This is a genomic window from Hymenobacter sp. M1-2, assembly GCF_057808495.1.
Window position 1 is genome coordinate 77,334 of sequence record NZ_JBTYZO010000021.1, and the last position, 13,381, is coordinate 90,714.

The following is a 13,381-nucleotide window of genomic DNA, read 5'->3' on the forward strand; positions in this document are numbered from 1 at the left end:
CGGTTGCCAGATGTCTGTCATTCTGAGCTAGCGGCGGGAAGTTTAGGTTGTGAAAGCCCCTGGGCGCACAACTATCAGCTTCCCGCCGCTAGCTCAGAATGACAGAACTGTTTTCGGATGTTATCAACTGAACCTTGTTAAGTGGTAAGACCTGAGTAGCGAGTAGTTAAACAATGTTCAATTAGCTACTTGCTGAGAATTCGCTTTAAGTCTCAATACTCAGTACTAACGTCTCAATACTTAACATTACTGCGTGCAGCTACAAACCGATAGAAGAATGGAAAAGGTAGAAATATGGGGCGGAGTAGAATGTACCATTCGGCGAATTGGCAATGGCTATTCCGATCAGCTCGTCAGTAGCGGCCACCGCGCCCGCATCGAAGATTTAGACTCGTTTGCCGAACTGGGCATCCGCAAGCTGCGCTACCCCATCTTGTGGGAGCAAGTGGCCCCGGAAAGCCTCGACAACCCCGACTGGACTTGGACCGATGAGCGGATGGCGCGCCTCCGAGAGCTAGGCATCGACCCCATCGTTACGTTGCTGCACCACGGCAGCGGCCCGCGCTACACCGCGCTGCACGAAGATAATTTTGTGTCGGGTCTGACGCGGTTTGCCCGGATGGTAGCCGAGCGCTACCCCTGGATCAAGCATTACACGCCCATCAACGAGCCGCTCACCACGGCCCGCTTCAGTGGCCTCTACGGCATCTGGTACCCGCACGGCCTCGACGACAAAACGTTCGTGCGCATCCAACTCAACCACATCAAAGGTGTGCGGGAAGCCATGCGGGCTATCCGGGAAATTACGCCGGATGCGCAATTAGTGCAGACTGAAGACCTAGGCAAAACCCACTGCACGCCCGGTCTAGCGAAGCAGGCTAAGTTTGAAAACAACCGGCGGTGGCTCACCTTCGACCTGCTTTGCGGCTACGTCGACCGCCAACACCCGCTGTGGAAATATTTGCGCAAGCATGGCGCTTCTGAAATGGAACTGCTGGATCTGGCCAACAACCCGCTGCCGCCCGATGTCCTGGGCATCAACCACTACATCACGAGTGAGCGGTTCCTGGACGAAAACCACGAGTACTTCCCCGTGCACCACCTCTGCCGCAGCGCCGAGCGCGTCGATTATGCTGATGTGGAAGCCGTACGAGTGCGCCTGGTAGAGCTGGCCGGCCTTCACGACTTACTGCTCGAAGCCTGGGAACGATACCACTTACCCATTGCCGTAACGGAAGTGCACCTCGAATGCACCCGCGAAGAGCAGATGCGCTGGGTACAGTACGCCTGGGATGCCACCAATAAGCTTAAAGAAGAAGGCGTCGACTTGCGGGCCATTACTATTTGGTCGTTGCTCGGCGCCTACGATTGGAACACCTTGCTCACAAAAGAGGGCGCATTCTACGAAAGTGGCGTCTTTGATATGAGCGGCGGCAAGCCTCGGCCTACGGCATTGTTTAAGATGGTGAAGAGTCTCGCCACCACTGGGCGTTACAACCATCCTTTGCTGCAATCCAAAGGCTGGTGGGAACGGGAAGACCGTTTCCTGTATCACCACCATTGTCCCACTTCCAAGACCTCTTAATCTGATACTATGCAGGTACTTAATCTGAATGATCTGGCTGCGGGATCCAACAAGCCTCCGGTGCAGCCCCTGCTCATCACGGGAGCTAACGGTACGCTAGGCCGAGCCTTTCAGCGCATTTGCGCCATTCGCGGCATCGAAACCGTAGCCCTGACCCGCGCCGAGCTGGATATCACCGATCCTGTTTCAGTGGAAAAAGCGCTGACCACCTACAATCCCTGGGCTGTGGTCAACACGGCCGGCTACGTGCGGGTAGATGAGGCCGAGAAGGACTTTGAGCGGTGCTACCGCGAAAATACGACCGGCCCGGCCATCATAGCGGCGGCCTGCGCCTACCGCGACATCTACTTTCTCACATTCTCCTCAGACCTCGTTTTCGATGGCAATAAGTCGGCGGCGTACGTGGAGAGCGACACGCCCCGGCCGCTCAACGTGTACGGCAACAGCAAGCGCCTCGCCGAGCGCGACGTGCTAGCCATCAAGCCCGATTCGTTGGTGGTGCGGACCAGCGCTTTCTTCAGCCCCTGGGACGAATACAATTTCGTGTACTACGCGCTACGGGCCGGCCACCACAAGCAAGCCTTCGACGCGGCTGATGACGTGCTCATCTCGCCCACTTACGTGCCAGATTTGGTGAACGTGTCTCTGAACCTGCTCATTGATGACGAGCGGGGCGTGTGGCACCTCGCTAACCAAGGTTCCTACACCTGGGTCGATCTGGCCCGCCTAGCCGCCGATATGGCTGGTCTGGATACATCCTTCGTGATGCCACGCTCCATGCGAACCTTCGGCTTGGCCGCGGCCCGGCCCGTGTATAGCGTGCTGGGCAGTAAGCAGGGCAATTTGCTGCCTGGCACCGAGGAGCGGCTGGAACGCTGCGTATCGGAGGTGATGAAGGCTATGCGGAATACGCCCGAGGAGCCAGTGGCAGTAGCTTCCTAGCGACAAAACGTTCGGTGCCGTTAGGCTGATTTCGCCATTTTTGTCTCACGCCGTCCCTATCCACCCCCAAATACCTGACAACCTTTCTTTCGTGGAAACCCCGCACTCTTTTTGAGGTAGCGGGGTTTCGTCGTTTTGGGGCCGGGGCGACGCCACGCGGTATTTGGCCGGGACTTTCCCGAAAAACGCCGTAAATTTGAGGTGCGCCCCGGCGTTTCAATTAAGTAAGACCAGCATGTTTGATTTCTTAGGAAAGACCGTCGCCAAAATATTCGGAACCAAATCGGACCGGGATTTAAAGGAGATTGTCCCATACGTGGCGCTGATAAACGCCGAATATGCCAACCTGGCACAACTCAGCGACGATCAGCTGCGTGAGCGCACCAACGAGGTGCGCGCCCGTATCGACGAGCGGCTGAAAACTATCGACGACCAGATTGCCGCGCTGCACGCTCGTGTCAACGACGATGCCAGCCTCGATATAGTACAGAAAGAACAGCTCTTCGACCAGATCGACGAGCTGGAAAAGCAGCGCAACAAAGACCTGGAGCTGGTGCTGATGGAAGTGCTGCCTCCAGCCTTTGCCATCGTGAAGGAGACAGCCCGCCGCTACAAGGAAAACGGGCAGTTGGCGGTAACAGCTACCGACTACGACCGGGAGTATGCCCGCCGCAAGAAAAACGTCATCATTGATGGCGACAAAGCCATTTGGAGCAATAAGTGGACTGCCGCCGGCGCCGAAATCACCTGGGACATGGTGCACTACGACGTGCAGCTAATCGGGGGCGTGGTGCTGCACCAGGGCAAAATCGCGGAAATGGCCACCGGTGAAGGCAAAACACTCGTTTCGACGCTGCCCGCCTTCCTCAACGCCTTATCGCGCCGCGGCGTGCACGTGGTGACCGTGAACGACTACCTCGCCAAGCGTGACTCCGAGTGGAACGCGCCGCTGTTCGAGTTCCACGGCGTAACCGTAGACTGCATCGACAAGCACCAACCCAACACCGACGCCCGCCGCGCCGCCTACGCCGCCGACATCACCTACGGCACCAACAACGAATTCGGCTTCGACTACCTGCGCGACAACATGGCCCGCGAAACCGGCGAGCTGGTGCAGCGCAAGCACCACTACGCCATGGTCGACGAAGTGGACTCCGTACTCATCGACGATGCCCGGACGCCGCTCATCATCTCCGGCCCCGTGCCACGCGGCGACGTGCATGAGTTCTACCAGCTCAAGCCCCGCATTCAGCGCCTTGTAGACGAGCAGAAGAAGCTGGTGCAGCAATACTTGGTGGAAGCCCGCAAAGGCATCAAGGAAGGCAACGACGGCTACAAGGAAGGCGAAGCTGGTCTGGCCCTGTTCCGCGCTTACCGGGGCCTGCCCAAGAGCAAGCCACTCATCAAGTTTTTGTCGGAAACCGGCATGCGCGCCGTGCTGCAAAAGGTGGAGAACTACTACTTGCAGGACAACTCGCGCCAGATGCCCCAGGCCGATATGCCGCTGTTTTTTACCATCGACGAGAAGAACAACCAGATCGAGCTGACCGAAAAAGGCATTGACTTGATTACGGCTCAGGGCGAAGACCCGCAGCTGTTCATCATGCCCGATATCGGGTCCGAAATTGCGGCCATCGAGAACAGCAACACCCTGAAGGACGACGAGAAACTGCACCAGAAGGAAAAGCTGATGCAGGACTACCAGGAAAAGAGCGAGCGGGTACACACCGTGAACCAGCTGCTCAAAGCCTACACCCTATTCGAGCGCGACGACCAATACATCCTGACCGACGACGGCAAGGTAAAAATCGTGGACGAGCAGACGGGCCGCGTGATGGAAGGCCGCCGCTACTCTGATGGTCTGCACCAGGCCATTGAAGCCAAGGAAAACGTGCGCGTGGAAGACGCCACCCAGACCTACGCCACCGTAACGCTCCAGAACTACTTCCGCATGTACCACAAGCTGGGCGGCATGACGGGTACGGCCGAAACCGAGGCCGGCGAGTTCTGGGATATCTACAAGCTAGACGTGGTGGTGATTCCAACCAACCGCGGCATTCAGCGCAAAGACGAGCACGACAAAGTCTACAAGACCGTGCGCGAGAAGTACAACGCCGTGGCCGAGGAAATCCAGACGCTGGTGCAAGCCGGCCGCCCGGTGCTGGTAGGTACCACTAGCGTGGAAATTTCGGAGCTGGTGAGCCGTATGCTCAAGCTGCGCGGCATCAAGCACCAGGTGCTCAACGCCAAGCAGAACCAGCGTGAAGCCGAGATTGTAGCCGGCGCGGGCTTCCCCGGCACCGTAACCATCGCCACCAACATGGCCGGCCGCGGTACCGACATCAAGCTCAAAGAAACTTCCCGCGACTCGGGCGGCCTGGCCATCATTGGCACGGAGCGCCACGAAAGCCGCCGCGTAGACCGCCAGCTGCGGGGCCGCGCCGGCCGCCAGGGCGACCCAGGCTCTTCGCAGTTCTTCGTGAGCCTCGAAGACAACCTGATGCGCCTCTTCGGCTCCGACCGGATTGCCAAGCTCATGGACCGCATGGGCCTGGAAGAAGGCGAAGTCATTCAGCACTCGATGATCACCAGCTCCATTGAGCGGGCGCAGAAGAAAGTGGAGGAAAACAACTTTGGCCAGCGTAAGCGCCTGCTGGAGTACGACGACGTGATGAACGCCCAGCGCGAGGTGGTGTACAAGCGCCGCCGCAATGCGCTGTTTGGCGAACGTTTGGAGCTGGACATCTGGAACATGATCTACGACGTGGCCGAGGACATCGTGGCCAGCCACAAGATTTCCGGCGACTACGAAGACTTCAAACTCGCCATCATCCGCGTTTACGGCTACGATACCTACATCACGGAAGCCGAGATGAAAGGCATGGCTGCTGGTCCGCTAGCCCAGAAACTCTACGACGAAGCTCTCGGCTACTACCACAGCAAGAACGACCACATTGCCGGCAACGCCATGCCGCTCGTGAATAGCTTACTAGAGCAGAATGCCCCGTTCGAAAACGTGGCGGTGCCCTTCACGGATGGCCGCAAGCAAGTATCGGCGGTGGCTAGCCTGCGCCGCGCCCAGGCTACGGGCGGCCACGAAATCATCCGGAGCATGGAGAAATCCGTGGTGCTGTCAGTGATTGACACGGCCTGGACCCAGCACCTACGCCAGATGGACGACCTGAAGCAAGTGGTGCAGAATGCCGTGTACGAGCAGAAAGACCCACTGCTGGTGTACAAGTTTGAGAGCTTCGAGCTGTTCAAAGGCATGATTGGCAAGGTGAACGAGGACACCCTCTCGTTCCTGTTCCGCGCCGACATCCCGGTACAAGGTGGCGCCCAAGGCACCGATGAGCCCGAGTTCTACATCGAGGACGAACTGCCCGCTCCGGCTCCCAAGCCCAAGCTGAAAGCCGAAAAGGAAGTATCGTCGGTGTCTTTGGGGGCGGGCCCAGAGGATCTGGAACCGGCCGCGCCGGTGGTGAAGCAGCAGCCCGCCCGCTCGCAGAAAGTAGCCAACCGCAACGAAAAGGTGACCGTGCAGTACATGGACGGCCGCATCCTGAGCGACGTGAAATACAAAACCGTAGAAGACGATTTGCTCAACAACCGCTGCGTGCTGGTAGGTGAGGCGTAAGCTTGCAAGACCACGTAAGAAAAGGGCCGGCTGTAGAGCCGGCCTTTTTTTGTCGCCTGCCGGTCTGCCCGCTTTTTGACGGGCTGAACGGTCGCCGTCAGTTGACGTTGTTATAAGTCTAGTCTCCAGGAAGGCGATAAAAGAATGGGTAGTATTCTGCACCTGTTTCCTCCAATTCAGCCCTAGCGGCGACCGGTCTGCCCGCTTTTTGGCGGGCAGACCGGTGGGTGGCAGACTAGCCGCTCCACGCCGGTCAAGAGAAGCCACAGCAAACAAAGTTGCCTCAGTCCGAGAGAGGCTGCTTATCGTACTTGCGTAGAACGTCCCGCCACAGTTCTACCTTTGCTCAGCTTATGAACCTAGCGCCCTATCTCGACCACACCCTGCTCAAGCCCGAAGCCACGCCGGCCCAGATCAAACAGCTTTGCGCCGAAGCCGCCGAGCACCGTTTTGCCAGTGTGTGCGTGCCGCCGTGTTACGTGCGGCTGGCCGTCGAGCAGTTGCTCGGTACCAAAGTGCCCGTGTGCACGGTCGTTGGATTTCCGCTGGGCTATTCGCTGGCCAAGGTGAAGTTCTTCGAAGCGCATCTTGCCCTTACCGATGGCGCCACGGAGTTGGATATGGTCATCAATGTCGGGGCCCTAAAAGCCGGACAGCGGGCCGAAGTGGAAGAGGAGATAGGCCAACTGGCTGAACTGTGCCACCTTCGGGGCGCTATTTTGAAGGTGATAATTGAAACCGCGCTGCTCACCGATGCCGAAATTGTGACGGCTTGCCTGCTGTGCGCCGAGGCGGGGGCCGACTTCGTGAAAACCTCCACCGGCTTTGCCAGCCGCGGCGCTTCGGTGGCCGATATAGAGTTGATGCGCCAGTCGTTGCCGGCTGGTATTCGTATCAAGGCTGCCGGGGGCATCCGCACGCGGGCTGCCGCCCTGGCCTTGGTAGCAGCCGGCGCCGACCGTCTCGGTTCGTCCAATAGTGTGGCTTTGCTCCAAGAAGATGATGAAACCCCTACTACGTAACGTGTTGCTGTTTCCTGCTTTTCTAGTGCTGAGCGCCTGCGCGGCCACCGCACCGTCGGCTACCGGCTCCAAAGCCCCCGCCGATACGGCTAAATCCCGTTCAGTGCCTGTCGAGGATCTGAGCCGCTATCGGCCTACTTTCGCGGCCCCCAAAGAAGTGGCTCCGCCAGCCCCTAAGACGGCCGTAACGCCCACCAGTCACGTCAATGCCCAGATTGAGCAGCGCCTCCGGGACCAGGCATACTCCAACCAGAACGTGAAGTACGCCCAGGGCTACCGGATTCTGGCTTACGTGGGGCTGGAGCGTGACCAAGCCATGAGTATCCGTCGGGCCGTCATCAGCCGCTACCCCGACGAAACCGACTACCTTACCTTCAAGCAGCCGGTATTCCGCCTCTACGTCGGCGATTATCTCACGCGCCTCGAAGCCGAGCAAGCCATGCTGCGCATCAGGCCGCTGGCCCCGAAAGCCTCGCTGGAGTCCGCGCAGATAGTGCTGGATAAGTCGTTCTAGCAACCTTGAGCTTGGCAAGCAGCGCCGTTTACTGCTTGTTATTGATGAGCGTGAGCTTCATTGAAAACACCGTTCAACGATTCACTGAGCCGCAGCTTGGTGGCACCCATGGAACATCTTCTTTCTCGCGTCAAGAGTTTAGCCGCCGAAGCTGCCGCCGAAACGGTGGCGCTGCGCCAACACCTGCACGCGCATCCTGAGTTATCGTTTGAGGAACACAACACCGTGGCCTTCGTGACGGAGCAATTGCGGCAACTAGGCTTGGAGCCGCAGCCCATTGCCAACACCGGCGTAGTGGCGCTGATTGAGGGCCGCAACCCGAGCACCCGCACGGTAGCGTTGCGCGCCGATATGGACGCGCTGCCGATTCAGGAGCAGAACGAGGTGCCGTATAAGTCCACCAACCCCGGCGTCATGCACGCCTGCGGCCACGATGTGCATACTTCATCCTTGCTCGGTACGGCGCGCATTCTTACGCAGCTTCGCAACGAGTTCGAGGGTAGCGTGAAGCTGATGTTTCAGCCCGGTGAGGAACGGCTGCCCGGCGGCGCTTCGCTTATGATAAAGGAAGGCGTACTGGAAAACCCCACGCCCGCTAGCGTGCTGGGCCAGCACGTATTCCCGCTGCTGCCAGCCGGACAAATCGGCATTCGACCGGGCCGCTACATGGCCAGCACCGACGAGTTGTATTTGACCGTGCGCGGCAAAGGCGGCCACGGCGCTATGCCCGAAATGAACCTTGACCCCGTGCTGGTAGCCGCGCATATCATTGTTGCGGCGCAGCAGCTGGTGAGCCGCCGGGCCAATCCCAAGCTACCGTCGGTGCTTTCGTTCGGGAAAGTCATTGCCAACGGCGCTACCAACGTCATTCCCAACGAGGTCTACATCGAGGGCACGTTTCGGACCCTGAACGAGCAGTGGCGCGACGAAGCCCACCAGCACCTGCGCCGCCTCTGCGAAGGCCTTGCCGACTCGATGGGTGCTACCTGCGAGCTGGAAATCCGGCGGGGCTACCCTTACCTCGAAAACGAGCCGCAGCTTACGGCCCGTACCCGCACCGCCGCCGAGCAATATCTGGGTGTCGAAAACGTAATTGAACTGGACCAGTGGATGGCAGCCGAGGATTTCGCCTACTTCTCGCAGGCCGCTGATGCCTGCTTCTACCGCCTGGGCACTCGCGCCGCCGACGGTCGTTTCGCCTCTTCCGTCCATACCCCCACCTTCGACATTGAGCCGGCCGCTTTGGAAACGGGCCCCGGCCTGATGGCCTGGCTCACACTCTGCGAACTGAACGTAACCTAGGCTTCTGCCTATTTCCTCCATATTCCATGCGTCTGCATCACTACTTGTTGTTAGCCGCCACGTGGCTACTAACCATTACCACCACTAACGCACAGCGTCGTAGTGTCAGTGACCTGGCGCTGCGGCCCGAGGTGCAGGCAGAACTGGCTCTGAAAGGCGACGATTACGTGCTGCTAGGCGTACGGGGGCTGATTAATACGCAGACTCCAAGCGGTACGGACTTCGACCGGCTCGGCTTCAACTTCGGCTACGAGCGGTTTTGGAGCCAGAAATGGAGTGGAGGAGCCACCTTGCGCGCCGATTTCTACGATGCCTACAGTGGCGGAGGCGACGTAAGCAAGCTCTACACTGACCTCACCCCCGAACTGTTCGTGCGCCACTGGAACACGCTGGGTGGCTTCAATTTTCGGCAGCGGCTGGGCGTAGAATATTTCATTACTGGTGGCCAAAACACCCAGGACCGGGCCTATACCAGCCTGCGCCTCGACCTGGACCGTCCCATCCCAATCGGGACTAATGGGCTACTACGGCCACGCTTGGCTTACGAAGCCGCCGTATACCTGCGTCTGCAACGCGAGGAAGGTGAACTGAAGGAGCGTTTCATCGACTACGGGGCGCTCCGGGCGGAAGTGGGTGTGCGCGTATCGCCGCACTTTGATTTCACGCCTTGGGTGGCAACGCAGACCAACTACATCAACACCCTGCCGCAGTATGATGCAGACGGCAACCAAACTGCCGGCGGCCGCACCAACCTCGTGACGCCCATAGTAGGCCTCGATGTGCGCTTGACGCTGTTCCGTGGTGGAGCGCCATTTGAGCGCCGTCAGTTGCCTACGCAACACTAAGGGTAGAAAAAGTGACTTTTTGTCTTGTGGTTGAAACTAGGTTTAAAATCTTTAAACAACGATTATAGGGTGAAACTGGTTGCGCTTGCCGGCAAGTATGACGAGTTGTAAGACATTATGTCACTGAATAAGGCTGCGTTTCGCGTTGGTACAGATTTTATAGAGTCAGAGTGTGCCCCTTGGGCAAGACTTCAACTTCTGACTCCACTAAAAATTACCTCTTACCATGGCAACTCTGCTGTATAACAACCACGCTGCTCACCGTCCGGCTCGCGCTTTCAACTCCGTGCTCAACGAGCTGCTGCGCGATACCCTGCCGGCCAATACGCAACCCATTAAATCCTTCGTGCCCGCCGCCGACGTGTTAGAGTCGGAGCAGGGCTTTGAGCTGCAACTCGCTCTGCCAGGTGTAGCGAAGGAAGACGTTCAACTCAACTTCCAGGAAGGCCAGCTCATCATCAGCGGTGAGCGGAAAGCCCCGGAAGCCGACGAAAATGCGCCGAAGTTCCGCCGCGTGGAAACCGGCTACGGCAGCTTCTCCCGCAGCTTCCGCTTGCCCGACACGGTAGACGTAACGGCCATTAGTGCCGAGCTAACCGATGGCATCCTGCGCGTGACACTGCCTTTTGACAGCAAAAAAGTGACGAAACATCACATCGAAGTGCGCTAGGAACTTCAAGTTCTGCAAAAAAGGCATCCTGGCGGGTGCCTTTTTTGTTGGCCCATATGTTGTAGGCTTAGTTTAGTGCTTGGGTGGTAGTGCTTGGTGCTTAGTTTGTGATTTCTGGATGGTTGTTTCACCCAACAATCAAAAGACCAACACTAGGCACCAAGCACTAAAAACTAAGCACTACGATGCAACCAGATACCTATCGGGGCGCATCTTTCGTTTCGGTGTCGCAGTTCATCCACTTTTCACCGAGCTTCCGTAAATTCGATCATCTTCTTTCTCCTTCTTTCATCATCTTACCCATGCAAGCAAAACAAATGATGCTCGGTCTGCTAGGCTCTGCCATTCTAGGCGGCGGTGTGGCAGTGGGTGGGTACAAGCTGCTGGAGCCCGAGCGTGCCAACGCGCCCCAGGTAGTAGCCGCTGACCCCAATGTTCGGTACACGAGCGAGCTGCGCAGCAGCAACTATGTGGTGCCGGAAGGCCTCAATTTCACCGCTGCCGCCGCGTCCGTGACGCCCGCCGTGGTGCACGTCATGACTGAGTACGCGCCGAAGATGAGCCAAGGTGGTACGGCCCGCATGGACCCGTTCCTGCGCCAGTTCTTCGGTGACGACTTCGAACAATATCAGCAGCCGCAGCGCGGACCGCAGCAGGGTTCCGGCTCGGGGGTAATTATCGCCGCCAATGGCTACATCGTCACGAACAACCACGTGATTGATAAGGCCGACAAGATTGAGGTGGTAATGGACGACAAGCGTAAGTTTCAGGCGGAGCTAGTGGGCACCGACCCCACCACCGACTTGGCGCTGCTGAAAGTGAAAGCCGACAACCTGCCCTTCATCCGCTACGGCAACTCTGACCAGGTGAAAGTAGGGGAGTGGGTGCTGGCCGTCGGTAACCCCTTCAACCTGAATTCTACCGTTACGGCCGGTATCATCTCTGCCAAAGGCCGCAACATTAACATCCTGCGCGACCAGCAGGGTATGGGCATTGAGTCGTTCCTGCAAACTGACGCGGTTGTGAACCCCGGTAACTCGGGTGGCGCCCTCGTCAACCTTAATGGTGACTTGATTGGCATCAACTCGGCTATTGCTTCGCAAACCGGTTCGTTCGTGGGTTACTCTTTCGCTGTGCCCAGCTCCATTGTGAGCAAGGTGATTGACGACTTGCTGAAGTATAAAGTAGTGCAGCGCGCGCTGCTTGGTGTGCAAATCCGGGAAGTGGATGCTACGCTGGCTTCCGAAAAGAAGCTCAACACCCTAAATGGTGTGTACGTGCTGGGCCTCACCAAGGGCAGCTCGGCTGCGGAGGCTGGCCTGAAGGAAGGCGACGTTATCACCGAAATCAACGGTGCGAAGGTGAACACCTCTTCACAGTTGCAGGAGCAAGTAGCTCGTTTCCGCCCCGGCGACAAAATCAAAGTCACCTACCTGCGCGAAGAAAAAGAGCGCACCGCAACGGCCACTCTGCATAACTCCACTGGTACCACCGACATCGTCCGCAACGAAGTAGGCAAGACCATCAAGTACGAAGGCGCGACGCTAGCGCCAGTAAGCCGCCAGGAAATGAACAAGTTGGGTCTCGAAGGGGGCGCTAAAATCAGCGGCATCCGGGGCTCCAACTTCCGCGAAACCGGCATCGACGACGGCTTCATCATCACCCGCATCGACAAGAACAAGGTGACCAAGCCCCAGGACGTGCAGCAATTCCTCGAAGCCGCCAAGGACAACCAGGGCGCGCTGGTAGAGGGCGTCTACCCCGACGGCCGCAAAGCCTACTACCCCATCGGCCAAGCCGAGTAGCCTGTCTTTCCGACCAAAGGAGGAATCTGGGTAGCACCCCAGCCGCTTTCGAAAGAGCCACGAAAAAGCCCCCGTTGCCAACGCAGCGGGGGCTTTTCTGTGACTATGGCTCAGCTTATTGCATATGCGCCGCTGAATGTTCATCTTACGGGCCGCTATTGCTGCATACTCCCTCTGTTCTATCCGCTTGGTTTTGCTCGCCGCGCACACCGGCTGGGCTGCCGCCAGTTCACTTCTTTTATCCTTTCAACTGTTCGCCATCATGTACGAAGAACGGTACGACAACCATTTTCTCAACATCCAGGCCTCCCGCGACGTGGTGGCCGATTTTGCCCGCTTTACGGTGGAAGCCGTGCAGGGCCCCGGCACCGATGCGCTGCTCACGGCCCTGCTACCCGCCTTGCAGGCCGCTGCCGTCGCTTTCGGTGCCGACCTCAGCGGCCGGACCGCTGGCAAGGGCCAAAGCCAGACCAGCACCCAAACCGAGGAAACGGCCGCCGCGGCTTTCACCCGGCTGGTGCAAGCCAACGACAAAAAGCTGCTCCAGGCACGTTTCTACGACAACCCCACCGAGCAGGCCACCTTCTACCCCGACAAGCTTTCGGGCCTGACGCAGGCACCTAAAAGGGCGCGCCTGACTCGCTACACCGCCTATGCCAAGGCGCTGGAGGGGCACCCCGACGCGGCCCTGCAAGCGGCCGGCGCCCAGGCCCGGCTGCTCCTGACTGCCTACGCCACGGCTGCCGCCACCAAAAACAAAAGCACCAAGGCGCTACAGGACACCATCACGGCCCTCACGCCGGGGTTCGAGGCCTTGGCCGAAGCACTGTGGGCCATTCACTGCGCCGCCCTCTACGTGCACCGCCAGAACCCGGATCAGGCCCGCACCTACTTCGCCTACGACAAGCTGCCGAGCCGCAAGACACCCCGCAAAGCCGCCCCCACATCCCCACAATAGGCACCTATGCGGCTAACAAGGGCTTGGTCGGCCGTCTTCACCGGTGAAGACGGCCGACCAAGCCCTTTTTTATGCCCCTTCACCGGTGAAGACAGGTCAGC

The 13,381-nt window shown here is 58.6% G+C and carries 10 protein-coding genes; all 10 read left to right on the top strand.

The features are described 5' to 3' along the window. Nucleotides 1-277 precede the first annotated feature (277 nt). The 10 genes from ACYSMN_RS19160 to ACYSMN_RS19205 all read left to right on the top strand — a co-directional run bounded on the left by ACYSMN_RS19160 (nucleotide 278) and on the right by ACYSMN_RS19205 (nucleotide 13,280). Nucleotides 278-1,585, top strand: coding sequence for a family 1 glycosylhydrolase (locus ACYSMN_RS19160; RefSeq protein ID WP_488925516.1), 1,308 nt, complete (start codon nucleotides 278-280; stop codon nucleotides 1,583-1,585). Between the two features lie 9 nt (nucleotides 1,586-1,594). Next, the gene (locus tag ACYSMN_RS19165) at nucleotides 1,595-2,527 is read left to right on the top strand and encodes an SDR family oxidoreductase (RefSeq protein ID WP_488925517.1); all 933 of its coding nucleotides are present in this window, start codon (nucleotides 1,595-1,597) and stop codon (nucleotides 2,525-2,527) included. A 235-nt stretch (nucleotides 2,528-2,762) separates the two neighbouring features. Next, nucleotides 2,763-6,164 carry a preprotein translocase subunit SecA gene (secA, locus tag ACYSMN_RS19170; protein ID WP_488925518.1) on the top strand — a complete coding sequence of 1,134 codons (3,402 nt, stop codon included), beginning with the start codon at nucleotides 2,763-2,765 and terminating at the stop codon, nucleotides 6,162-6,164. Between the two features lie 353 nt (nucleotides 6,165-6,517). Next, entirely contained in the window at nucleotides 6,518-7,186 is a 669-nt protein-coding gene (gene deoC / locus ACYSMN_RS19175; RefSeq protein ID WP_488925519.1) for a deoxyribose-phosphate aldolase, read from the top strand. Continuing rightward, nucleotides 7,164-7,700, top strand: coding sequence for a sporulation protein (locus tag ACYSMN_RS19180; RefSeq protein ID WP_488925520.1), 537 nt, complete (start codon nucleotides 7,164-7,166; stop codon nucleotides 7,698-7,700). The genes deoC and ACYSMN_RS19180 overlap by 23 nt, the downstream gene beginning before the upstream one ends. A 108-nt stretch (nucleotides 7,701-7,808) precedes the next feature. Then, complete coding sequence (locus ACYSMN_RS19185) at nucleotides 7,809-9,002, top strand: M20 metallopeptidase family protein (protein WP_488925521.1); 1,194 nt, start codon at nucleotides 7,809-7,811, stop codon at nucleotides 9,000-9,002. Nucleotides 9,003-9,028: 26 nt separating this feature from the next. Further along, the gene (locus ACYSMN_RS19190; protein WP_488925522.1) at nucleotides 9,029-9,847 is read left to right on the top strand and encodes a hypothetical protein; all 819 of its coding nucleotides are present in this window, start codon (nucleotides 9,029-9,031) and stop codon (nucleotides 9,845-9,847) included. A gap of 226 nt (nucleotides 9,848-10,073) precedes the next feature. After that, nucleotides 10,074-10,517, top strand: coding sequence for an Hsp20/alpha crystallin family protein (locus ACYSMN_RS19195; protein ID WP_488925523.1), 444 nt, complete (start codon nucleotides 10,074-10,076; stop codon nucleotides 10,515-10,517). 302 nt (nucleotides 10,518-10,819) lie between these two features. Then, nucleotides 10,820-12,322, top strand: coding sequence for a Do family serine endopeptidase (locus ACYSMN_RS19200; RefSeq protein WP_488925524.1), 1,503 nt, complete (start codon nucleotides 10,820-10,822; stop codon nucleotides 12,320-12,322). Nucleotides 12,323-12,584: 262 nt separating this feature from the next. After that, nucleotides 12,585-13,280, top strand: coding sequence for a hypothetical protein (locus tag ACYSMN_RS19205; RefSeq protein ID WP_488925525.1), 696 nt, complete (start codon nucleotides 12,585-12,587; stop codon nucleotides 13,278-13,280). The last annotated feature ends 101 nt before the right edge of the window (nucleotides 13,281-13,381 follow it).